The organism is Peptoniphilaceae bacterium AMB_02 (assembly GCA_036321625.1).
In the GTDB taxonomy this organism is placed as follows: domain Bacteria; phylum Bacillota; class Clostridia; order Tissierellales; family Peptoniphilaceae; genus Microaceticoccus; species Microaceticoccus formicicus.
Map to the genome: position 1 here is coordinate 1,625,944 of CP143259.1, position 24,933 is coordinate 1,650,876.

Sequence of the window (24,933 nt, forward strand, 5' to 3'; positions counted from 1 at the left end):
TTACTCTTCACCATAAAACAGTTCCCATTCGCTTCTAACAATAGAAAAAACATATAAATCCCGATACTCATTTCTGAGTTTTTGATGCTGTCTTAGAATACCGTCAAATTTAAAACCCAATCTTTTAGGTATTCCTTGAGATTTATAATTTGTATCTGCACACATTATTGTAATCTTGTTAAGTCCATATACCTTAAAACCCATGTGCATTACGTTTAGAGCCATTTTAGTCATAATACCTTTTCCCGTAAACTCAGGAATAAGCCAATAACCAATCTCACCCCTATCGTCGTATCGCGATAACCTTATACCGCACATACCAATTAGTTTGTCTTTATAATATATACCCCCTTCAAAGCCCATACCCTTCAAAAACATATCTTGCCAGGTATTTATTGCCTTTTTCTCGGATTCAAGAGTAAGTGTGGTAATAAAATCCAAGTATTCGCTTAAATAATCGGCATTTTCTTTCATGGTATTATATAGCATTTCAGCATCTGTAATTGGTATTACTCTAAGTTCATAATCTTCAACTTTTAAAATCATATTATTAAAAATACCGGAATGGAGTTAAACTCTCGCCATCCCATGTACTTATAGCCTCCATAAATTTATCTTCTAAAAATAATTTCATACAATCGTCCATGGACATAGATTTATTTTCTATATTCAAAAACTCTTGCAAATCCATCCAATAAACCTTGCCTTCATGCGTTGATTCAATCAAATTTCCTTCAAATTCATTGGAATAATATAAAAGTCCAATCTGTTTAGAATCGTCAGCCAGATTAATCCAGTGAACAAACCCTTTAAATCTCGGATTCTTTATAATAAGTCCCGTCTCTTCATATACTTCTCTAATTACAGAATCAGTCAGTGATTCCATAGACTCCACATGGCCCCCGGGAAAAGTAAGCCCTTCCCACCCTTCCTTGACCGTCTTGTCCAAAACTACGACTCTATCTGTATCAATATCATGTATCATACACATATTCATAAGTTCAACTTTCAAAATATCACCTCTATTGAATACAATCTCTATTTATAATATATACCATATGATGAGAATTTGAAAGAAAAGTATTTAATGGAACTACTATTTATAAATAATTAAATACTTTCCTTCAAACGGATAAAGTTTTACTTATTCTAATAAATGCCTCCTGTTTTTGAAAAACAAATAAGTAGCGCATATGGGAACTAAAATTAACCAAATGGGTGCGAAAATAATTCTTCCAAGCTCCAAATCCATCAGAAACATAGGTAAGATAAAGCCCCAAAAATTAAATAAAATATGCAATATTATAGCATACCTCAACCTATTTGTTTTCAAAGTCAGCTTTGCCCAGATAATTCCTAAGACAAAAGTCGAAAACATCTGAGGCAGTCCTTGAGAAATCAAATGAATTAATCCAAAAAAAGCAGCTGATAACAATACTGCTCCTCGTTCACCATATTCCAGAAGACGGTTAAGTACCATTCTTCTAAATAAAATCTCCTCAAAAATCGGATTAAATATCAGTAATAAAAATATGGTATACCACTGCTCTAAAACTGACATACTTGGAATTGATTTCACAGACTGAATACCTACTAAAATCAAAACAGAACTAAAGAAAAAAGAAATAAAAATTCCAAACCCTGACTGAATTACTATAATCTGTATCAAACGCTTTAATGGATAAGACCTGCTTCTATTTAAATCAGTGAATTTAACCCTTCTTAAAATCAAGTAAGATACGGGCAACACTATAAGATAAGGCGCTACAATCGTCCTTAGTATCTGTTCAAATATTGGAGATATCCTTGGGATTATATTTGGTATAATCCCAAATATAATGACTCTAGATAATAACACCCAAACAAATATGGATATAGAAACCAGAATTGCTGAATTATACTTTGTTTTCAACTATACACCTCCAATATAAAAATCCATTTGCATTATAGAACTGTTTTTTAATAAATTTCAGCTCTACTTAACTCGTCAAATTTTTATACTCAATATCTAAATCCTATCATCATTAACCTTTCACTTAGCTAAATAAATGCAGTTTCTCAAATTGTAACTATCATTATATCACCCTTAAGTAAAATAAGTATAAATTTATTATTGATATACTATTTGAATTATTGGGTATAGTACTTATAGAACTTTTTTTGGAGGTTGACGTGAAGAAATATATAAAAAAACTTTGGAAAGATATTGAATATGATAGTGAATCAGTTAAAACTATGTGGAACAACAGAGCTGAATCTTTTAGTAAAAAAGCCGATGACGAAGAGCATTATGCAGATATTAAAGGTCTGGTAAATAGACTGGACAATCCTAATGAAGCTAGCGTTTTAGATATAGGTTCCGCCGATGGAAGACATAGTATTGAATTTGCAAAGCATACAAATAATGTACTCGGAATCGATATTGCAGATAATATGGTAAAAATAGCGGTAGAAAATGCATTGAACTCGGGCATAGAAAATATTGAATTTAGAAATCTAAGCTGGGAAGATGCTGATATAAAGAAGCTGGATTGGAAAAATAAATTCGATTTGGTTTTTGCAAATTTCTCTCCTGCAATCCACAGCAGTAAGGCTGTATTAAATATGACAAAAGCTTCAAAACAGCTTTGTTATATCAGTCAGCATGTTCAGAGAATAAATACTTTGAGAGATGATATCTTGGTAGAATTCGGTGATTATAAAAAATCTACCATGATGAGAGACAAGATTATAGCTGCCTTTAATACGCTTTGGGAAAAAGGTTATCTTCCCGAATTGACTTATGATAGGCGAATCACAAAAGCAGAATTACTACCTGAAGATTTTGAATCCTTTATAAAATCCTTGGATCTCAAAGAACCCGAAAAAGCTCTGGAGTATTTGAAAGGAATATCTAAAAACGAGAAACTTGAGTATGAGATCATACATCTCAATGCAATTATGATTTGGGATGTAAGAAATAAGTAAATTCTAATATATTAATGACCTCTTTAACCGGATTTAGCCGATTAAAGAGGTCATTGTTCTTAAAGCCTATTTACTTTGTGTATTTTCCTCCGCGTGATTGAATAATCTCGTCCTATCAAGACTCCATATTCTGTCGCTTACCTCGCCTGGATTCAATTTGTCCATTTCAGCTTCCATTATTGTAACTGAAGCATCCATTATATCTATATGATGTAATAATTGTGCCTCTATGAACATCGGCGTAACCACAGCCCCAAACTCAGGTCTTCCATGATGAGAGAGCAATAAATGCCTAATTAAATTTTTCTTACTCTCAGACAACTCATATGGTTCCAACATCAATAGACCTATTGGAATATGTCCCAGGAGTGAATTTTCAAGAGTATAGTCCTCGGGCATTCCCATCTCTGAAACTCTGTAACAGTTTACCTTGCCGATATCGTGTAAGATGACACCTGCAATCACATAATCAAAATTCACATGGTTTTTATACACGGATCTAAGTGCCAATGCAGATGCTAACATTCTGTAGATATGGTATCCGAGACCATTAAGATAATCATGGTGCACATTCATCGATGCGGGATAAGATATGAGCTTATCGACATAGTCATTAAATATCGAATTGACAAAAACTCTGAGCTCAATATCGTTGATTTGCTCAATTCCATTTATAATATACTGTTTTATCTCATCATAATCTATGGGTGCAGTAGGCATGTATTCCGAGATATTGAACTCTCCGTCATTTGCCTTTCTTATCATTAACTTGTCAGACTTGTCTACATTAAACTGTTTTGAATCTCTGAATAATTGACATTTTCCTCTGGCTACTACAAAACTTCCATTTCTTATATCTAACGCATCTATTTCGCTTTGACTAGTTTGCCAGATTTTAACATCTATCTTGTCTTCATTATCGTATATCTTTAAAGAAATGAAGTTTTCACCATTAGAAGTAGTTCCCTCTTTTATATCTGAAACAAATCCAACTATATATTGATTCCCTTGACCTATTACTAAGTTCTTTATTTTGGTTTCCATAATTACCTCCCTGATACAATAAAATTATATACAATTTTATCATATCTTTAGTCTTTAACGAAAGTCTATCTATTTTAGAAGTAGGAATTCTATGAAAATCCAGATATTAGTACTTTTCTCTCCCTCCGAGTCGCTTAGGCGACCCACCTCACAGTTTTAGAGGTAAGAAGTTAGAAGGTTAGAGGTTAGATTTTTACTGTAGCGACGTAAAGATGTCGCTTTTTATATTTCTCTCCCTCCGAGTTTGCTTCACAAACCCACCTCCCTCGTCAGATGGAGGCTCTTAAAAACTCACAACAAAAACCTATAAAAAAGGTAGCGATGAAGAGATGACGCTTTTTGTAAAGAAAGTCTATCTATATAAAAAAAGAGCCAAACGGCTCTTTTCTAATAAGTTTCTTTAAATATTTCAAAATGATCTTGAGGATGTGCACATGCAGGACATAGGTTTGGAGCTGATTTGCCTTTGTGGATGTATCCGCAGTTATTGCATTTCCACTCAACTGTTTCTTCTCTTTCGAATACTCTACCTGCTTTAATATTGTCAAGAAGTTTTTGGAATCTTATTTCATGTCTTTCTTCTACTTCTGCAATCTCTCTGAATACATGTGCTATTTCTTTAAATCCTTCTTCTTCAGCGATGTCGACAAACTTCGGATATAATTCAGTATGCTCTTCATTCTCGCCGTTTACAGCAGCTTGAAGATTTGATGCAGTATCTGCAAAGTTTACAGGATAAGCTGCTTCTATTTCAATCATTTCGCCTTCTAAATCATCCCTTAAGAATTTATAGAATCTCTTAGCATGTTCCTTTTCATTTCTTGCAGTTTCTTCAAATATCATTTGAATTTGAACATATCCATCTTTTTTTGCTTGACTGGCATAATAGGTATATCTCATGTTTGCTTGAGACTCACCTGCAAATGATGCCAATAAGTTTTTTGCTGTTTTTGTGCCTTTTAAACTCATAAATTTCCTCCTCCTTCTTCAAACTCCCTACCCAAGGCGTTCAAAGATTTTATTTACTAAGCTCTTGTTACACTGATTTTGACAACTTTGCCGTTTAAGTCTAATTCTTCACCGTCCAAGTCGTCTGTTTTTATTATATTAATTGCCAATATCTCATCTTTGATAAAGTCCATATGCGTTTCTACCGCTTCTTTCACTTCATCATCAGAAGTATACTCAACAACAATATTATCTATTACATCAAAATCATTTGATTTTCTTAGCTGCTGAACTTTAGAAATGAATTCTCTGGCATAACCTTCTAGAACTAATTCCTTAGTTAGTGTAGTATCCAGGATGACAAATACATTTCCTTCCATAACTACATCAAAACCCTCTTTGGCACTTACTCTTATGTCCAGGTATTCTTTAGGTATGGACATCATCTCTCCGCCTAGTTCCAGCTCCAGGTTTCCACTTTCAGCTTTTTCAATCAATTCAATTGGATTTGCTGCATTAAGCAGATTTCCGAATTCCTTAATATTTTTACCAAGGATTTTACCTGCAACCTTGAAGTTTGGTTTCAGATTATAGTCCATAAACTTGCTTAAGTCAGTCATAAAGGTAACTTCTTTAACATTAAGCTCTTCTTTTATTAATGGAATAAGGTCACTGATTAATTCCTCGTATTTTCCGTCAACTACCATCTCACCAAGTGGCTGTCTGACTTTTATTTGAACCGCTTCTCTTGAAGCTCTTCCAAGAGTTACCAGTTTTCTTACGAGGTCCATCTTTTCTTCTAGATTTTTATCTATTAATTTTTCATCAGCTTCAGGTAACATTTCAAGATGAACTGATTCACTTCCTACTAGATTATTATATAGCTCTTCAGTTATAAAAGGAGTAAATGGAGCCATTAATTTTACAATACCAACCAGGATTTCATAGCAAGTAGCATATACCGCTTTTTTATCCTCATCCATTTCAGGACTCCAGAACCTTCTTCTATTTCTTCTTATATACCAGTTAGAAACATCTTCAATTACAAATTCAGATACCTCTCTTATAGCTTTTGTATATTCAAAACTATCCATATCTTGGTGATAGTTTTTAACAAGTGAATTGAATTTTGAAAGTATCCATCTATCTATTTCAGCTCTATCTTCAACTTTAATATCATAATCCCTTGGATCTATATCATCTGTATTTGCATATAGCTGGAAGAAATTATAAACATTTCTTAAAGATCTAAAGAATTTACTCTCTACTTCTCTCAATCCATCTACGTCAAATTTTGTTGGTACCCATGGAGGAGATACTGACACGGAGTAAAATCTCACGACATCCGCACCATATTGGTCGAATAACTCTATTGGATTTAGAGTATTTCCTCTGGATTTTGACATCTTCTTACCCTCTTTGTCGAGAATAAGATCATTTACCAGCACATTCTTATATGGTGCTTTTCCGGTAGTTAATGTAGAAATTGCGAGAAGCGAGTAGAACCAACCTCTTGTCTGGTCTATACCCTCATTGATAAAATCTGCAGGGTAAAAGTCGTCAAAATTATCATAATTCTCAAATGGATAATGATGTTGAGCAAAAGGCATGGCACCAGAATCGAACCATACGTCAATTACATCTTCTTCTCTGGTCATACGACCGCCACAGCTACACTTTAGATGTACATCATCTACATAAGGTCTGTGAAGTTCTATAGACTCATCTATATCTTCAATCGCTCTTTCTACTAGTTCAGCTCTTGAACCTACACTAGTAACTTCTCCACATTCTTCACATTTCCATATCGGGAAAGGTGTACCCCAGTATCTAGATCTTGAAATTGCCCAGTCGTTTAGGTTTTCAAGCCAGTTTCCAAATCTCTTTTCTCCGATGAAATCAGGATACCAATTTACTCCATTATTATTCGCAATTAATTGATCTTTTAATTTAGTAACCTCTATATACCATGAAGGTTTTGAATAATAGATTAGAGGAGTATGACATCTCCAGCAGTGCGGATAATTATGTTCTACTTTTTGTTTTCTAAGTAGTTTGTCATTCTCTCTCAGATACTGAATAATATCTGGATCTGCATCCATTACAAACTTTCCGTCCCAAATAGATCCGACAAATTTACCTTCATCGTTGACCGGATTTATCATTGGAAGATCATATTTTCTACCTGTCTGATAGTCGTCCTCACCAAATGCCGGTGCAGAGTGAACAATTCCAGTACCGTCTTCTATGGTTACATAGTCAGCCAAAGTTACTATAAATGCCTTTTGATTTACAGGGAAGAACGGAAGTAATTGTTCATACTCAATATGTTCTAAATCTTTACCCTTAAATCTCTCGACTATTTCATAACCTTCACCGATTACTTCATCCACAAGTTTTTCAGCTAGGTAATAGTATTCGTCATTGTATTTAACCTTCACATAATCTACTTCAGGATGAACAGTTAGAGCCACATTTGAAGGTAGAGTCCATGGTGTGGTTGTCCAAGCTAAGAAGTACTCATTGTCTTTGTCCTTGCGTTTAAACTTAACATATACAGTCTCGGTTTTAATCATTTCGTAGCCTTGAGCTACTTCATGAGAAGCAAGTCCGGTTCCGCATCTTGGGCAATATGGAAGGATTTTTGCACCTTCATAGATAAATCCCTTCTTAAACATATTGTCAAGAAGCCACCAAACAGATTCTATATAGTCATTTTCAAGAGTTACATACGGATTGTCCATATCAGCTAAAAATGCCATTCTTTCAGACATCTCTCGCCATAGTTTTTCATATTTAAAAACGGATTGTTTACATTCTTTGTTGAACTTCTCAACACCGTATTCTTCAATTTCCTTCTTGCTTTTTAGTCCAAGTTTCTTCTCAACTTCAATCTCTACAGGCAGACCATGTGTGTCCCAACCTGCTTTTCTGTTGACTCTGTAACCCTTCATGGTCTTATATCTACATGTCAAATCCTTAAGAGTTCTCGAGATAACATGATGTATACCTGGAGTTCCGTTCGCTGTCGGAGGTCCATCATAGAAAATATACTTATTATCTCTCGGTCTTTCTTCCACCGATCTATGTAATAGATCGATCTTTTCCCAGTATTTAGATGTTCCCATCTCCCGGTCTTTTACCGGCAATTTTGATAAGTCTTTAAATTTTGTCATTTTCCCACCCTTTATAATAAAAAAACGTCCCTTATTCAAGGGACGATATAATCGCGGTACCACCATTGTTGCAGCAAGCTGCCTCTTTAGATGCTTAACGGGCATTAGTCGCAGTGGTTTTTATCCCACTGAGCTCCGGGGTGATCTTCAATTAGTCTAGACCAATGGCTTCCACCAACCGCCACCTCTCTTTAGGTTTCAACAAATCTACTCTTCCCTTCAACGCATTACAAAATAATTATATAGATATTGTCACTTGATGTCAAATACTTATAGCTGAAATAACTGTTTCATTACAAAAATATCTAATAAAAAAATACCTACTATATTGTATTTCGCACCTAAGCTCTACTAATCATTCATTTAATAATTATAAATTGATATTTTAAATACTTTTTAATACTTATAGGTGTATACTATATACATAAAATATTAACATAAACAGAGTAGGTATAATTGCGTTAAGTGCTCTCGGATGGGATGTAGCCGAGGGACGAAATGAAATTTCATGCGTTAATTTGCCGCTTCCGCTGTTCTTTTTTTGATGCCGGAAGCAGGACTACCAAAATGGTTGTCCTCTTTTTTTTATGTACAGGAGGTGTCTATGTATAAGAAGCGATTTTTAATTATTTCGCTTATCGCCTTTTTACTTATTGCGATTTTTAAGCCACTTGGTTTAAATCAAAATCAGGCGATAGTGCTTGCTTCACTCGTTACGGCTGTAATTCTTTGGGCAAGCAATGGTCTACATAAGAGTATCGTATGTGCACTTTTGATATTATCTTTTAGTATCTTTTCTAATACTAAACTCTTGAATATCATAAGCTTTGTGTATTCAGATACGATGCTGCTTATTATCTTCACCACATTATTATCAGTGGGAATAATGAATAGTGGTGCAATTAATGGATTTATTGAGAGAATTTTTTTAAAAACCGGAAACAATATTTTTACAATTCTTTCAATCCCCTATCTCTTGGGTATAGTTTTGGTGTTCATCATACCCCAAGCATTTGCAAGAGTTATAATACTGGGAAGTATTTACTCTTCACTGATTACCTACAGAGACGAAAATGAACAAAGAGCGAAAAGAGCCATACTGTTTAATGTATTTTTTGCAATTACCATGACCTATATGATGTTTATAAATGGTGATATTGTATTAAACGGAGCAGCCCTTGGATTCTCTACAGAAGCAGTAAACGCTGAACTTAATCAGTTTAAATGGTTCACACTTATGGCACTGCCGACACTTGTCGCATCGGTTTTATCGATTGTACTATTGCGATTCATCTTTAAAGATGATTTAAAGTATTTTAGTTCTGATATGATAGTAAAATCAAAAACTGAAAATATTGACAAAAGCAGCAAGCTCGCAGTAATACTATTGATGGTGGTCGTAATCCTTCTTTGGATATTTGAAGATATTCACCATATAAAACCGTGGATAGTTTCGATGGTTGCTACCATTATCATGTTTGCCATGAGATTATTAAAAAAGGAAGATTTGAAATCAGTAAATCCTCATTTCTTACTATTTTAAACCACAGTATTCAGCATCGGTAAGGTCTTGGGACAAGCGGGAATCACTGAAATCATATTCCAGAAACTAAGTTTAATTTTGGCAAATCCCAATAGTCCCTTATACTTATTGCTAATAACCATCGTCGTAATGGTGCTTCACTTATCAATCGGTTCATCGGTAGCAACCATGTCTGTCGTACTGCCAATACTGGTTCCAATGGCAGAAAGTCAAAATATAAACGGAATTGTGATTACCTTACTAACCTATATCACTGTAAATGTTCACTTTTTATTGCCCTTCCATCATGCTACAATGATGATAGGATGCGTTAGAGAATATTATCCGGATAAATATATGACAAAACTCGGAGCATATATGTCTGTTGGCGTATTGGTATTTATATTCTTAATATACTTACCTTGGTGGAAACTAATGGGATTATTATAGAGGAGAAAACATGAATAAAGCTATATTTAAATTTAAAGGTAAAACTATGACCGGCGATAAAAAAACTGTAATTTGTAGGATTTTAAATGTCACACCTGACTCATTTTCAGACGGTGGAAGGTTTTTCCAAACAGAAGATGCTGTAAGGAGAGCTCTTGAACTAATTGAAGAGGGAGCTTCCATATTGGATATAGGAGGCGAATCAACCAGACCTGGATCGCATTATATAGATATCCAAGAGGAGATTAATAGAGTCGTACCGGTAATTAAAGCCATAAGAGAAGTATCGGATATTACAATATCCATAGATACATGGAAATCAGAAGTTGCAAAAGCCACCATAGAAGCAGGTGCAGATATAGTAAATGACATAACCGGATTCCTGGGAGATCCTGAAATGGCAAAAGTGGTTGCTGAAACAGAAGCTGGAGCCATTATCATGTTCAACCCGGTAATTGCCCGACCTGAACACCCCAGTTCTAAAAACTTTCCTAAATTCGGCGGAGAAAACGCATTTACCGAAGCTGAACAAGCACAAAATCTCGAATTGGAAATCACAGAACTGATGAAAAGGTATTTTGAAAAATCAATTGAAAGAGCGTCTCTTGCAGGAATGGATAAAGACAGAATGATGCTGGATCCTGGAATCGGTTTTGGCTTGACTAAGAAAGAAAATCTGATGCTGATAAAAAATATAAATCAGATTCATGAGATGGGCTATCTCTCCTTCCTGGGTGTATCCAGAAAAAGATTCATACAGAACATCCTGGAAGAAAATGGTTTTAATACAGATATAGATACAGAAGAAGGATTTGCTAACAGAGACCAAGCCTCATCTTATATCTCAACTATTGCCGCAATCAGCGGAGTTTCAGTAATAAGAGTCCATGATATCAAAGACCACAAAATGGCACTTGCAATAGGCAGCTCCATAGCCTTTGCAGAACTGGAAGAAGATAAAATATTTGCACAATATAAAAATGCTTAATAAAATCCCGGCTCAGTGCCGGGATTTGTTGTGAGTTTGGTGGTAGTTAGAGATGGGTTTAAAATATAAAGGTAGAATTCTTCGAATTCCTCTTTTATATGTCTCTCACTCGAAGAGTTGAGAAGTTGTCGGTTGTGAGGGATTAGTCTTTGAGAGCCTCACTCTGACGAGGGAGGTGGGTTTGCGAAGCAAACTCGGAGGGAGAGATTTACTAAAAGCGACATCTTTTCGTCGCTACATTAATAGTCTAACTTCTTACCTCTAACAAACCTCTGTTTTTAATAAGGGCACTTCCTCTATCTCTGAAAGTCTTAATTGCTGAAATGGATAGTCGTGTGGGTTTGATCGTGATTCTAAAATATAGCAGTAGAATTCTTCGAATTCCTTTATTATATGTCTCTCCCTCAGTCATCGCAGCTGACAGCTCCCTCGTCAGATGGAGCCGATAAAAAAGCGACATCTTTTCGTCGCTACATTAATAGTCTAACCTCAAAACTCTTATGAACAAAAAACTTCTACACAGAGAACTACCACATATTCTTAATTCACAATCGAGTAGAGGCTAACTAGTAGCCCCTCTCACACCACCTAGCATGCCGTTCGGCACTAGGCGGTTCAATTAATTCTAACAATTTCTCATGTAGTAGTCATAAGGGTCTACTAATCCTCGTCGGATTAGTAGCTCTTTTGTTATTGCTCTAACTACACATGTTTTAGTACATACAAAGTAGTACCTATCACCTACATATGAGCTTAATCTCGCTAGATCTTTTCCTATTCCTAGCTTTTGTAGTCCCCATTGTCTTTTACTTGGTACTTTCCACATTTTCCAGATAATCATTCTAAGTCTGGTTCTTAATCTCTCACTAATCTCATTCATTGCTGATTTCATAGACCCTATTTTGAAGTAGTTTATCCATCCACGTATGACGTCATTTAGTTTTGATAGCCTGAGTGAAAAGTCTACAGACCTTCTTCTCTTTGTTAACGTTTTAATCGTGTCCTTAAATTTCCTTATGGAGTCTTGATGTGGTCTTGCTTTCCATCTTTGTGTTTTCTTGTCTTTCCAAAATCCAAATCCCAAATATTTTAGATTTATTGGTTTTGTTATTTTGCTCTTTGTGGCATTCACTTTTAGACTTAGTTTCTTTTCTATCCAGTTTGTTATGCTTCTCATAACTCTTTTGGCAGAATTCTCACTTTTGACTAGTATCACACAGTCATCTGCGTATCTAGTGAATCTTAATTCTCTTTTTTCTAGTTCTTTGTCTAGTTGATTTAACATAATGTTGCTTAGTAGTGGTGATAGGTTTCCTCCTTGAGGTGTTCCTTTCTTTGTTTCTTCGTATTGACCTTTGTTCATTACTCCTGCTTTTAGGTATTTCCTAATCAGTGATTCTGTATCAGGGTCTTTTATTATGTTGTGCAGATAACTCATCAGTTTATCTTGTGGCACTTCATCGAAAAATTTCTCTAAGTCTATATCAACTATCCATTCATATCCTTCATTTAGGTAGTATAGTATTTGTTCTATTGCCATTTGTGTACTTCTATCTGGTCTAAAACCGTAGCTATATTCTGAGAATTCTTTTTCACATATTGGGCTTATTACTTGGACTATTGCTTGTTGTATTATTCTGTCCATTACTGTTGGGATACCTAGTTTCCTAACTCCACCATTTGGTTTTGGGATTTCTACTCTCAATACTGGTTGTGGTTTGTATGTTCTTTCTCTTATTGACTTTTCTATTTCTTTCCAGTTTTCTCTAATGTATGCCTCTATTTCCAATACGGTTATTCCATCTATTCCGCATGTTCCTTTGTTTGATACTACTTGTTTTAAGGCTGCATACATATTTTCCCTGTCTAGAATTTCGTCAATTAGCTTTCTTTCCATTGCTGCACTTTGCTCCTTTCCGCAGGATTAGTATATTTTATCTTTCAAGCCTTGAACCACGTATACGTTATGGTTTGTACTTTGTCAAATTTTCCTAATCCACATACATTTTACTTGGTGCGATTAATTGTTCAGTCCTTCCCGTTCACACGGTACTATGACCTCTGCTGACTTCTCATAGTTCGTTGTTACTACTTTTTCGTCTATGAGACCTCACGGGATAAGTCTCAGTACTTTCATCGTTTACTTGCAGGATTTACGCTTTGGGTTTACGGTTATCTTTCGGGACTTTGTTGCCTTTGGCCAACTTGCCCACCTTTTACGCCTCATATCCTGTTCCTGTCCGTCAAGCCACGATTTCGCTATTGCTTCTTCTCCCCCACATCTCACGATATGAAGCTTGCAAGTCGCTATCAGATTCGTCGATAACTACGCTCTTTAGGGAATTTCACCCCAGCATTGAGACATGCCCGTCATACCAAAAAAATCCCGGCACAACACCGGGATTTTTTATAATTTTCTATCCTATTAAATACTTTCCAATTTGAGACATAATCTCTTCCAAGTTGTCTCTGTCTTCGGGTGTAAATCTGTCCTTAATCGGAGAGTCCAAATCCAAAACTCCTACTACCGTATCATTTAAAATAATGGGTATTACCAGTTCGGATTTAGAAGCGGAGTCACAGGCAATGTGTCCTGGGAAGTTATCAACATCCTCAACTAGGAAAGACTTTTTTTCACTCACGGAGCTGCCGCATACTCCTTCTCCAACCTTAATTCTATTGCATGCCGGCAGTCCTTGGAAAGGTCCAAGGACTAGTACATTTTCTTTTATCAAATAAAAACCTACCCAATTCAAGTCCTTTAAAGTGTTCATCAAGATTGCCGAAATATTCGACATATTGGCAATCGGGTCAGTCTCTTCTGAAAGCTGCTGCGAGATAAGTTCTCTAATATAATCATATACTTCACTATTAGTCATATTATCAGTCGGCTTTAATCGATACATACTAACTCCTCCACTATAATCCTAATCTGTCCTGCTCTTCCCTAAGTTTAACTATTAGAGAATCTTCATCCAGTTTTACCATATCGTATCTTATTATTTCGTCTTTTTTAACATCTACCAGAAGTTCTGTTTTCTTGCCTATGAGCGCAATAGGTAAATAGTTTCCACTTTTTTGCTCCTCATGCGTGACCAGAGTTCCATAGACCTGTTTACTTCCCATACCTTCCAATTTCTCACCTTTTTTAAGATCTCTTTTAGCTACGGTGACAACATCGGCAACCTGACCTTGCAGTGGTACAATGGTAGGTTCTTTTTCAACGATTGCATCATAAATCGTAATAGGAGTTTCCAAACTGGTCAAATGATATGGTCTGTATAGAGAATAATTTGGTCCATCTCCCATCTTGAGGTATTTCATTAGCTCCTTAACTTCTTCAGCTTCGGAAGTTACAATCGCAAACACTCCCGGGGCCATCCCAAAAGCAAAATCCACTATCCCGTATTTATTTAAAACACCGCCCTGCGACTTCAATTTAAATACATTTGCTATCTCTTTTGGATTGGTAGTCACACCATGGCAGCCCATAATATCGGGTACGAATCCAAGTGCATTTGCCACGGAGTTCAGTTCTATCATAGTATTTGTACCATCGATAAAACTGGTTAGGATTTTAGGATACAGTCCTTTTTTTAGTGCTTCTTCTCTAACATCATCTTCCGTGATGTACTTGTTCATAGGATTATTTTTACCCTTTCCTACAGCTAAAAGCTCAAAGCCTAGACTTATTGCAAAGTCTGCCAGCTCTACTATGGCACCCGGCTCGTCACCTGCCGATCCTGTATAAACAACATCGTTCTTCTTAGCTATCATATTTAAAATGGGACCGACTACAGCATCGCATTCTACATTTAGCATTATTACATGCTTCCCGTTATTCAATGAATCATATGCCATCTTTGCTCCAAAAGGAGGATTTCCGGTAGCATCTACCATTGCTTCAATTTTTTCCAATTTATAACCCAACTCATAATCTTCTGAAACGATAAATTTGTCTTTTTCAATGGCAAGTTTAGCTTCAGTTAGAGAGTTGGTCCTGATGATGTCCTGTCTATCAACACCCGCAGTTATAAGCGCTTCGTATGCCTTTTCAGGTACTTCATCAACTATAAGTGAAGGTCTCATCCCGTCTATCCTCGACATTTGATGAATAAGACCTCGTCCCATTTTCCCGACGCCAACCAAACCTATCCTAACTTTATCGCCCATTAAATTGAGTTTTGTTAGTTTTCTCTTCATTCTAAACATATATTTCTCCTTTATAAAGCATTTGCTGCAGCATATGATGAAGCCCATGCCCAGTGCAAATTAAAACCACCGCAGTCGCCGTCAATATCCATTACCTCACCGGTAAAATACAAACCCTTTATAAGTTTTGATTCCATCGTAGTAGGATCAATTTGAGTTGTATCAACACCTCCGGTCGTCACTTGAGCACCGTCAAATTTCCACGGACCTTTAATTTCAAAGGTACAATTTTTTAATTTAAAACACAATTCCTGTACCTCTTCATACGACATAGATGAAGCTCTCTTCCTGCTGTCGACTAATGATGGTACTACATAATTAATTATATTTTTGTGAATGGAACCTACCAGAGCTTCCAACACATTTTTATCTCCTGCAATAGAAAATCCGTAGACGTATTTTATAACCAGTTCCTCAAGACTCAGTTCCGGAAATAAGTCCAGCCTAAATCTTGGATTTCCGCTCTTTTGGAGTATTTCTATTGCTCTCCCGGATAATTGCAGTACGGCAGGACCGGATATCCCATAATCTGTAAACAATACTTCATCCAAATCATAAGCTATATTTTCATCTGCATCATCCAAGTACAAACCTGCATCAAATCTGGTTCCCGAAAGTTTCTTATTGGGATTTTTAAGCTCCATCTGCACAATAGAAGGCCCTATGGGAATTATATTGTGTCCGAGCTTTTTTGCAAGTTTATAGCCGCTACCGTCCGATCCGCTCTTTGCAAGCGTACTTCCTCCTGTAGCCACAATTACACTGTCTGTTTTATATACCCTTCCATTCGTACAAATAACTTCAAATTCATCATTATATTTAATATCACCGACTTCACTATTATAAAATATCTTAACTCCATTATTTCTACAAGCCATAAGCAGCACTTCCAGTATCGAGCTCGATTGGAGAGATCTTGGATAAGCTCTGCCTTTACTTAGGAGTTTATTTACAATTCCATAATCTTCAAACCAATCTACAGCATTATTATAATTGAATTTAGAAATTGCAGAATAGGCAAACTTTTTATTTTTGCCATGGTATCTGTCTATAGTGATATCAGTATTTGTGTAATTACATCTTCCATTACCTGTTGCCAGCAGTTTTTTACCGGGTCTATCATTTCTTTCCAAAACGATAACCTCTATGCCCTTTTTAGAAGCCTCTACTGCTGAGAATAGTCCGGCGGCACCGGCACCAATTATTATCATGCTATGCCTCCAATAATTTATTTAATTACTTTACCATATAATTTTACCATATCAAAGGAAAATAGTCATGATTTTTTATCGATATTCGATAAATTCGTTTACTGCAACTCATATGTTTGGGTTATCTTTTATTTGAAAGCTAAATTGTAAATCATTTGTAACTACTTTTATTTTTTGTTATGGTATCATGTATATAGACATTAATATAGGACGGTAACCGAGCCAACGTTTTTGTTCATCCTCCCAAAGAATACAAAGACTACCATCCTATATAAACTTAGGGACTGTTGATATGCAGTCCCTTTTTTGTCATCCTTTTTTCCAAAATCGGAATTTGTATTATGCAACCCTAGTCATTAACCTTAGATTTAGACAAGCAAAAAGCAGATATCGATCGATATCTGCTCTTTTTACGCTTAGTTTTAATGTATTATGATTTAAAATACCCGACTATCTAAAATCGAATAGTTTAAAGTATAATTTTAAATCCGGTCTATTAAACCCCTGCTACTCTATCTTTTAATACATCAAATAATTTTTCTTTATCTTTTTCAGGATGTCTCCTTGAAATATTTTCAAGTGCTATTTTTGCCCCAAAGTCCATACCTTGGCAGCCTGCCAAAAGTATTAAGTCTCCTTCTTCTACCAGATCCAAAACCTTATCGATTGCAGGAGTCAGCTCTTGATAAAGTTCATAAGGAATCTTAGCAACATCCATTTTTTCTTTAAATATAGCTTCTTCACCTTCTGATACCACATCATGGTCTTCAACTATCTCGACACTCTTGGTAGCAATAAAGGTGTCGAACTTCACTCTGTCTGACCATTCAATAATGGTATCTACATTCTCACCATTTACTGTTACTCCTCTATTACCTCTTATTGCATAAAGCATATGTGCCTTATTATAGGACATCATAGATAAGGTCTGAAGTGTCATGGCTATATTTCCCATATTAGCAAAATGGTCATCTACTATCATATATTCATCATCATAGATTAATTGGAATCTTCTCTCAATACCATAATAGCTTTCAATTCCCTTAATGATTAAATCCATATCCAGACCAAGTGCGATAGCCATGGAGATAGCTGAGATTGAGTTTACGACTGAATGATAACCTGCAACTTTTAATTCTACAGGATACTCACCTTTTGCTGCTCTACCTTTTTTAGTCTCAAAATCCCTTGAAACAACAAGAGTATACTTTCCAAAACCTGTAGAGATATCGATGTCTTTTGCATATACATCTGCAGTATCATCTACATCACTGAAGGTAATAACCTTACCCGGACACTCATCTATCAGACTCTTAACATGTGCATCTTCAAGATTTAAAATTACAAAAGCATCTTCCTTACATTCAGTTATCAGCTTTTTCTTTTGTTCGAAATAAGATTCAAAAGTTCCGTGTTGATCTATATGTTCTCTGGTGATATTGTTCATACATACGACGTCAAATTCCGTACCATGTACCCTATACATCTCTTGAGATATAGAAGATACTTCCATGACTGTAGTTTCAATACCTGCATCCAAAATCTCCTTAAACAGACCTTGAAGTTCTAAACTCTCAGGTGTGGTCAGCTTTGATGGAATCTCTTTGTCTCTTATTTTATACATTACCGTTCCTATCAAGCCAGATTCAACTTCAGAAGTTTCTAAAATACTCTTTAACATCATGGATGTAGATGTTTTTCCGTTTGATGCTGTGATTCCAATAAGAGTCATATCCTTAGAAGGATGGTCGTAAAGATTGCCAGAAATAATCGCCAAGGATTTTCTATTATTAGGTGTTTTGTAAACCGGTATATTTAAATTATCTATATCTTTTGTAACTACGACAGCAATGGCTCCGTTTTCTATTGCATTGTCAATGTACTTATGCCCGTCAGTTTGTAAACCTTCGATTGCAACAAATAATCCACCCGGTTTTATCAGCTTTGAATTATAGTTGACATTGGTGATTTCAAGATTATCGTTCGTATTGTACTCCGTTAGAATTTCTACTCCGTTCAATAAATTTTTTATATTCAAGATTTCACTCCTCTTTGTATTAATCAAATAGATTATACTCAATATATAGAAAAAGGGCAAATGATAAAGTTCAAAATATTATTGTTATAATTTTGAATATTGGGTATATATATCTTGTATGAAAATAAGAAAGGAGTACAAAATGCCAAAATTAGAATTGTATATCAAACCAACATGTCCATATTGTATGAAAGTAGTCAGATTTTTAGAAAAAAATAATCTGGATATTCCATTACTAAATATAGACGAAGACAATAAATATCGTGAAACCTTGGAATCTGTTGGTGGAAAGGTTCAAGTTCCTTGTCTGTTTGTAGACGGTAAACCAATGTATGAATCTTCAGATATTATCTCATATCTAAAAGACACATTGGTGAAAGGACAATAATAATTAATAATTATATGAAAAGCCCGATTTTCGGGCTTTTATAATACAGTAAAGGAGGAATATTGTGACGGTTAACTATCAGGATGTGCTGGATTTTTGGTTTGACGAGAAAAACATACCGCTCCAGTTTAATGGTGGTGAAGAATTCGATAATGAGATAAGGTCGAGATTTCTTAAAACTTGGGAAAAAGCATCAGAAGGTCTATTGGTCGATTGGCGTGAAACATTGAACGGCAGACTTGCGGAAGTAATAGTGCTGGATCAATTTTCACGAAACCTTTGGCGAAATGATATTAGGACATATACACAGGATAAAATGGCGATAGCTCTTGCACAGGAAGCACTTAAACACCCTGACTATCCTACTCTTGATCCCATGATGAAAAAATTCTTCTTACTTCCCTTTATGCATTCCGAGTCGCTTGAACTCCACGAATGGGCGAATAAGTATTTTCAACTTCTCGGTGACGAGAACACCCTTTATTTTGAGGAACTCCATCTGGAAGTATTGAAAAAATTTGGTAGATACCCTTATCAAAACGCTGACTTGAATAGAGAGTCGACTCCCGAGGAATTAGTAGCACTTAAAGAAGCAGCAGAAAAAGGCGGTTTTTATAGACCTAAAGAATAAATCCGGTTAATAAAATACCGGATTTATTCATAAAGTCTTTTGCCTCGTTTTTAACAATGATACTAACTTGAAAGAATGTTATTATATATGTTAATATTAGAATAAGAAAAGATAAAAATACAGGAGATATTTAAAATTTACCAATTATTTTGAATGTTTCAATGAAAAATATAAACGTAATAATGGCAGTACTTTTATGTTTGGATTAGCTACATAAATTAAACATAATTAATATTTCCTAAAATTTGATTTAGTATTTTAAAAACCAGGGAGGTTATCACATGGAAATTATGAAGGAGTCAGTCAGCGGAACCCTTCAGTCAAATGACTGTTTGGTCAGAGTATTACCGGGAACCGAGGGTGTCGATTTGAACCTGTCCAGCTCTGTAATGAAGCAATTTGGAGATCAAATCGAAAAAGTCATTATGGAAACTCTAATTGAGATGAAAGTCGAAAATTGTAAGATTATCGTTGAAGACAGAGGTGCACTTGACTGCACAATAAAAGCAAGAGTAGAAACGGCGGTGAATAGATCAAATGAGTAGAAGATCACTTCTTTTTATGCCCGGTAATAACCCGGGAATGCTAATCAATGCTGATATTCTTGGAGCCGATACAGTAGTTTTCGACCTTGAGGATGCAGTGGCACTGGATGAAAAAGATGCAGCCAGAACACTTGTAAGGAATGCATTAAACACCTTAACTTTTAAACATAGTGAAGTAAGCGTACGTATCAACCCTATAGACTCACCATACTGGGAAGCGGACTTGGAGTATATCGTTCCTGCTATGCCTGATTCTATCGTAATTCCTAAAGCTTCTACCGAAGCAGTACCCATGGTAGAACAGAGAATTGAAGAATTAAGAGCAAAATACAATGTAGAAAAAGAAATAGATACCATATTATTGATTGAATCTGCAAACGGAATAATGGATATTCAAAACATCTGTAAATCTTCCAAACTTTTTACAGGATTAATCCTAGGTGCAGAAGACTATAGTAGTGATATGGGAGTTGAAAGAACAAAAGGTAATAAAGAAATCGAATATGCAAGATATGTACTGGCAACCGCTGCCAGAGCTTTTAGAGTTGACGGCATTGACACTCCATACACCGATGTTGACGATATGGAAGGATTAATGGAAGATACCGGATTTGCAAAGAGCATAGGTCTTGGCGGAAGACTTTTAATCAACCCAAGACAAGTTGAATACGTTCATAAGGTCCTCTCCCCAACTGCTGAACAAATAGAAGAGGCAAGTAATATCCTTACTGAATCTGAAATAGCTAAGAAGCAGGGACTTGGAGTTTTCAGCTATAAAGGAAAAATGGTCGACCTTCCTGTAATTAAGAGGGCTGAAGCAACTATTGAAAATGCTAAGAAATGGGGGCTTATAAAATGATAAATTCAGTTGGTAGAAACGGATTAGACAGACCATTTGAGGGTGCATTTGCAAATGTAGTACCCGCAGTTTATGAAATAAAAAAAGATAGAAACAATAAACCCACTTTTAGTAAATCACTTGATGAAGTATTGGATAGGCTTCCTCTAAAAGACGGAATGACCCTAAGTTTTCATCATCACTTGAGAAACGGTGACTATGTACTGAACATGGTTATGGAGAATATCCATAAAAGAGGATTTAAGGACATAAAAATTGCAGCAACATCCATCTTCCCTTGCCATGAACCACTTGTGGAAATGCTTGAAGATCAAACTGTTACTAAAATATATGCTTCCTATTATTCCGGTCCCGTTGCAAAAGCTGTAAGTGTCGGAAAGTGTAAAGATATATGTGTGGTATCAACTCATGGTAGTAGACCAAGAGCAATACTTGAAGGTGAGCTCAAAATCGATATAGCCTTTATAGCATCCCCTGCTGTTGACAAAGAAGGAAATATCAGTGGTTCAGATGGACCTTCTTCCTGTGGTGTATTGGGTTATGCCATTGCTGATGCCGAGTGTGCAGAACATGTAGTAGCACTTACTGACTTTATTACTGAAAAAGTGGAAAAAATTGAAATACCCGCATTTTTAGTCAATGAAATCATAGAACTCGAAAGCATTGGAGATGCTGAAGGTATAGTAAGTGGAACGACCAGGATAACTAAAGACCCGGTCGGTTTGAAAATAGCAAGAGATTGTGCGACACTTATTGAACATTCAGGACTTTTAAAAGACGGTTTCAGCTTCCAAACAGGAGCAGGTGGTACATCACTGGCAGTTGCATCTGAAGTTAAACTTCTTATGAAAGAAAAGGGAATTAAAGGTAGTTTTGCTTCAGGCGGTATCACAGGATATCTGGTAGAGATGCTTGAAGAAGGATTATTTGAAGAACTCTACGATGTTCAGTGCTTTGACCTGGCAGCTGTTAGATCCATTAAGAAAAATGAAACTCATCGCAAGATGTCGGCTAATGAATACGCCAATATAAATAATGAAAACAATATAGCTTCCAAACTGGATGTAGTTATATTAGGGGCAAGTGAAATTGATCTCGACTACAATGTAAATGTAACTACCGGTAGTGACGGAATCATCCTGGGAGGATCAGGAGGACATGCTGATACTGCAGCAGGAGCAAAACTGTCTATAATAGTATCAAAGCTTGTAAATGCAAGAATAAGCTGTTTAGTAGATAAGGTTATGACGATAACAACCCCTGGAGAAACTATTGACGTACTTGTTACAGAAAGAGGAATTGCCATAAATCCTAAACACGCTGACTTAATCGAGAAGTTAAAAGAAGAGACTAATCTTGAAATACTTCCTATCGAAGAATTAAAGAGAATTGCCGATGAACTAACAGGCATACCTAAGAAATTTGAATCTACATCAGATATAGTAGCCATCTCTGAATATAGAGACGGAACCGTACTTGATGTTATTTATAGGGTCGAAGAATAGTCTTAATTTTCATCACACAAAACCTATAGAATTCTTTTATTCTATAGGTTTTTAATTAGACTTGAAGGATGTGGTTAATTGGATTATAAGGAAAACTTAAAGGAATATATAAAAGAACATTTAAAACCCGTCATCTTTGATGATGTGAAATTATTGGAAGTATCCAAAGGTAGAGTGGTAATCTCACTTGAAGTGAATGAGAGACTCTTCAATGCTTATGGTATAGTACATGGAGGTTTATTATTCACCCTATGCGATACTTGTGCAGGAATAACCGGAAACACCCTTGGCAAAAAATCAGTAACACTACAAGCCGGTATTAACTATATCAAATCGGTTAATACAGGAAGTATAAGAGCAATCTCCGAGGTATTGCATAACGGAGGTTCAACCATGGTCATAAATGTAAAGGCCTATAATGATGACGATCAGCTACTAGCTGACTCTAATTATACTATGTATGTAATAGATAAATAATAAAAAGAGGTGATGTTTTAAAAATGGAGTATAGAGTTGAAAGAGATTCGATGGGTAAAATCAATGTACCAAAGGATGTTTACTGGGGAGCTCAAACCCAGAGAAGTTTTGATAACTTCCCACAAGGTGTTGAGACCATGCCTTTAGAGGTGGTGCATGCACTGGCAATAGTAAAAAAAGCAGCAGCAACAGCAAATAATCATTTTGGTAAATTAGATAGTAATAGAGCAGAAATAATAGGAAGGTCTGCAGATGCAATAATTAAGGGAGAACTAGATTCACACTTCCCTCTATCCGTTTGGCAAACAGGAAGCGGTACTCAGACCAATATGAATGTCAATGAAGTAATTGCACATCACGGAAATGAACTTGCGGGAGTTAAACTGCTTCACCCAAATGACCATGTCAACATGTCACAAAGTTCAAACGACACCTTCCCTACAGCAATGCATGTATCAGCATCACTAATGATAATAAGAGAACTATTGCCCTCATTGGAACATGCCATAGAGATTTTAGACGATTTAGAGAAGCAGAATGAAGGGATAATTAAATCAGGAAGAACGCATCTTCAAGATGCAACACCAATAGCTTTTTCACAAGAGATTTCAGCTTGGAAACATATGCTGGTAAACTCCGAAGAAATGATAAAAACCTCACTTAATTTCCTTAAAGTCTTGGCAATTGGCGGAACTGCAGTAGGAACCGGATTAAATGCTCCCAAGGATTTCGGTGTAAAAGTAACTGAGATAATCGAAGAAATCACAGGAATTGACTATAAAAACTCCACTAACAAATTCCATGCCCTAACATCATTCGATGCTCTGGTAAACGCACATGGAGCATTAAAAGCACTTGCAGCCAACTTGATGAAGATAGGAAATGATGTAAGATGGTTAGCGAGCGGTCCCAGAGTTGGGATAGGCGAAATAACAATCCCGGAAAATGAACCCGGCAGCTCCATAATGCCCGGCAAAGTCAACCCCACACAGGTTGAATCATTGACGATGATTGCAGTCCAAGTCATGGCAAATGATACCGCAATCGGAATAGCAGCATCCCAAGGAAACTTCCAGCTAAACGTCTACATGCCGGTAGTCATCTACAACTTTTTACAATCAGTAAAACTTTTATCTAAAGGATTAAACGGCTTTTGTAAAAACTGTCTAATCGGATTAAAACCTAAGAAGGACAAAATGTGGAGAAATGTTAAGAACTCACTGATGTTAGTAACATCACTGGCACCTCAAATAGGCTATGATAACGCAGCAAGCATTGCAAGATATGCTCACGAAAACAATATAACCCTAAAAATGGCCGCCAGAGACTTAAACCTCCTATCCGAAGAAGACTACGACAAACTAATAAAACCTGAAGAAATGGTATAAGAAAAAGCACGGGAAACCGTGCTTTTTTGTATTGAGATAGGTAGTTGAGAATTTGCAAAGCGACTCGGAGGTGGCGAAAAGCTTACCCTTGCTTAAAAGTAGCGGAGCTGCCTCAGCTCCATTTTTGTATCTATATAACTATGAGACATGGAATCACTTATGCAACTAATTTTGACCACACAAACATAGAAGTGAAGGGCACTTCCTCTACCTCATTCATAGGTTTTTGTTGAAAGTCCTTGAGAGCCTCCCTCTGACGAGGGAGGTGGGTTTGCAATGCAAACTCGGAGGGAGAGAAAAACCTAGACTGCTATTACTTTAGCTTCATTGTAGTGCCTCAGATTGAAAATATATATTATTAAATTGGTTTTGGAAACAAACGTGGAAGTGTGGTAGAGTTGTCAGTTTGGCAATAGTTAGAGATGAGTTTAAAATATAAATGTAGAATTCTTCGAATTCTTTAATGTATCTCTGATTGACAATTTACATAATTAAATTGGTCTTGGAAATACACATGGAAGTGATGGCACTTCCTCTACCTTAATCCATTAAATTCCACAACTATAAGACAAACAAAAAAGGAA

General features: G+C 36.0%; 20 protein-coding genes, 1 pseudogene, 1 riboswitch and 1 other annotated feature. Of the genes and pseudogenes, 10 read left to right on the top strand and 11 right to left on the bottom strand.

The features are described 5' to 3' along the window. The 3 genes from VZL98_07935 to VZL98_07945 all read right to left on the bottom strand — a co-directional run bounded on the left by VZL98_07935 (nt 1) and on the right by VZL98_07945 (nt 1,912). Nucleotides 1-546, bottom strand: coding sequence for a GNAT family protein (locus VZL98_07935; GenBank protein WVH62626.1), 546 nt, complete (start codon nt 544-546; stop codon nt 1-3). Nucleotides 547-550: 4 nt separating this feature from the next. Further along, nucleotides 551-1,012, bottom strand: coding sequence for an NUDIX domain-containing protein (locus VZL98_07940; protein WVH62627.1), 462 nt, complete (start codon nt 1,010-1,012; stop codon nt 551-553). Between the two features lie 132 nt (nt 1,013-1,144). After that, entirely contained in the window at nt 1,145-1,912 is a 768-nt protein-coding gene (locus VZL98_07945) for a type II CAAX endopeptidase family protein (protein ID WVH62628.1), read from the bottom strand. Between the two features lie 260 nt (nt 1,913-2,172). Between VZL98_07945 and VZL98_07950 the strand changes: the two genes are divergently transcribed. After that, nucleotides 2,173-2,967, top strand: coding sequence for a class I SAM-dependent methyltransferase (locus VZL98_07950; GenBank protein ID WVH62629.1), 795 nt, complete (start codon nt 2,173-2,175; stop codon nt 2,965-2,967). A gap of 66 nt (nt 2,968-3,033) precedes the next feature. On the opposite strand, the gene VZL98_07955 is transcribed toward VZL98_07950, so the two are convergent. The 3 genes from VZL98_07955 to ileS all read right to left on the bottom strand — a co-directional run bounded on the left by VZL98_07955 (nt 3,034) and on the right by ileS (nt 8,135). Beyond that, nucleotides 3,034-4,011, bottom strand: a complete 978-nt coding sequence (locus VZL98_07955; GenBank protein ID WVH62630.1) for an HD domain-containing protein — start codon at nt 4,009-4,011, stop codon at nt 3,034-3,036. Nucleotides 4,012-4,398: 387 nt separating this feature from the next. Continuing rightward, on the bottom strand, nt 4,399-4,980 hold the full coding sequence (locus VZL98_07960; protein ID WVH62631.1) for a rubrerythrin family protein: 582 nt from the start codon (nt 4,978-4,980) through the stop codon (nt 4,399-4,401). Nucleotides 4,981-5,036: 56 nt separating this feature from the next. Beyond that, nucleotides 5,037-8,135 (bottom strand): isoleucine--tRNA ligase, encoded by a 3,099-nt coding sequence (gene ileS / locus VZL98_07965; protein WVH62632.1) that lies wholly within the window; start codon nt 8,133-8,135, stop codon nt 5,037-5,039. 35 nt (nt 8,136-8,170) lie between these two features. Further along, nucleotides 8,171-8,367, bottom strand: a binding site (T-box leader). A 208-nt stretch (nt 8,368-8,575) separates the two neighbouring features. Then, a riboswitch (THF riboswitch) is annotated at nt 8,576-8,670 on the top strand. A gap of 69 nt (nt 8,671-8,739) precedes the next feature. Between ileS and VZL98_07970 the strand changes: the two are divergent. Together VZL98_07970 and folP are read left to right on the top strand one after the other, a co-directional pair. After that, nucleotides 8,740-10,107, top strand: a pseudogene (locus VZL98_07970) (SLC13 family permease). Nucleotides 10,108-10,117: 10 nt separating this feature from the next. Continuing rightward, complete coding sequence (gene folP, locus VZL98_07975; protein ID WVH62633.1) at nt 10,118-11,095, top strand: dihydropteroate synthase; 978 nt, start codon at nt 10,118-10,120, stop codon at nt 11,093-11,095. A 625-nt stretch (nt 11,096-11,720) separates the two neighbouring features. Here the strand turns inward: folP and ltrA are convergent. The 5 genes from ltrA to VZL98_08000 all read right to left on the bottom strand — a co-directional run bounded on the left by ltrA (nt 11,721) and on the right by VZL98_08000 (nt 18,556). Beyond that, nucleotides 11,721-12,992 (bottom strand): group II intron reverse transcriptase/maturase, encoded by a 1,272-nt coding sequence (gene ltrA, locus VZL98_07980; protein WVH62634.1) that lies wholly within the window; start codon nt 12,990-12,992, stop codon nt 11,721-11,723. Nucleotides 12,993-13,512: 520 nt separating this feature from the next. Continuing rightward, a complete protein-coding gene (locus tag VZL98_07985) occupies nt 13,513-14,001 on the bottom strand; it encodes a GAF domain-containing protein (GenBank protein ID WVH62635.1) in 489 nt (162 codons plus the stop codon). Nucleotides 14,002-14,014: 13 nt separating this feature from the next. Continuing rightward, nucleotides 14,015-15,307, bottom strand: a complete 1,293-nt coding sequence (locus VZL98_07990) for an NAD(P)-dependent oxidoreductase (GenBank protein ID WVH62636.1) — start codon at nt 15,305-15,307, stop codon at nt 14,015-14,017. An 11-nt stretch (nt 15,308-15,318) separates the two neighbouring features. After that, entirely contained in the window at nt 15,319-16,518 is a 1,200-nt protein-coding gene (locus VZL98_07995; protein ID WVH62637.1) for an aminoacetone oxidase family FAD-binding enzyme, read from the bottom strand. A gap of 496 nt (nt 16,519-17,014) precedes the next feature. Beyond that, entirely contained in the window at nt 17,015-18,556 is a 1,542-nt protein-coding gene (locus VZL98_08000) for a Mur ligase family protein (GenBank protein WVH62638.1), read from the bottom strand. A gap of 142 nt (nt 18,557-18,698) precedes the next feature. Here VZL98_08000 and VZL98_08005 point away from each other — a divergent pair, with 142 nt between their 5' ends. The 7 genes from VZL98_08005 to fumC all read left to right on the top strand — a co-directional run bounded on the left by VZL98_08005 (nt 18,699) and on the right by fumC (nt 24,349). After that, nucleotides 18,699-18,944: a glutaredoxin gene (locus VZL98_08005; protein ID WVH62639.1), complete on the top strand. Its 246-nt coding sequence runs from the start codon at nt 18,699-18,701 to the stop codon at nt 18,942-18,944. A gap of 64 nt (nt 18,945-19,008) precedes the next feature. Further along, nucleotides 19,009-19,575 (top strand): DUF924 family protein, encoded by a 567-nt coding sequence (locus VZL98_08010; protein WVH62640.1) that lies wholly within the window; start codon nt 19,009-19,011, stop codon nt 19,573-19,575. Between the two features lie 281 nt (nt 19,576-19,856). Beyond that, nucleotides 19,857-20,120 carry a citrate lyase acyl carrier protein gene (gene citD, locus VZL98_08015; GenBank protein ID WVH62641.1) on the top strand — a complete coding sequence of 88 codons (264 nt, stop codon included), beginning with the start codon at nt 19,857-19,859 and terminating at the stop codon, nt 20,118-20,120. Next, nucleotides 20,113-20,979, top strand: coding sequence for an aldolase/citrate lyase family protein (locus VZL98_08020; GenBank protein WVH62642.1), 867 nt, complete (start codon nt 20,113-20,115; stop codon nt 20,977-20,979). The genes citD and VZL98_08020 overlap by 8 nt, the downstream gene beginning before the upstream one ends. Beyond that, the gene (citF, locus tag VZL98_08025) at nt 20,976-22,484 is read left to right on the top strand and encodes a citrate lyase subunit alpha (protein ID WVH62643.1); all 1,509 of its coding nucleotides are present in this window, start codon (nt 20,976-20,978) and stop codon (nt 22,482-22,484) included. Before VZL98_08020 ends, citF begins: the two co-directional genes overlap by 4 nt. Before the next feature lie 78 nt (nt 22,485-22,562). Then, complete coding sequence (locus VZL98_08030) at nt 22,563-22,961, top strand: PaaI family thioesterase (GenBank protein ID WVH62644.1); 399 nt, start codon at nt 22,563-22,565, stop codon at nt 22,959-22,961. Nucleotides 22,962-22,984: 23 nt separating this feature from the next. Further along, a complete protein-coding gene (fumC, locus tag VZL98_08035) occupies nt 22,985-24,349 on the top strand; it encodes a class II fumarate hydratase (GenBank protein WVH62645.1) in 1,365 nt (454 codons plus the stop codon). Nucleotides 24,350-24,933 lie beyond the last annotated feature (584 nt).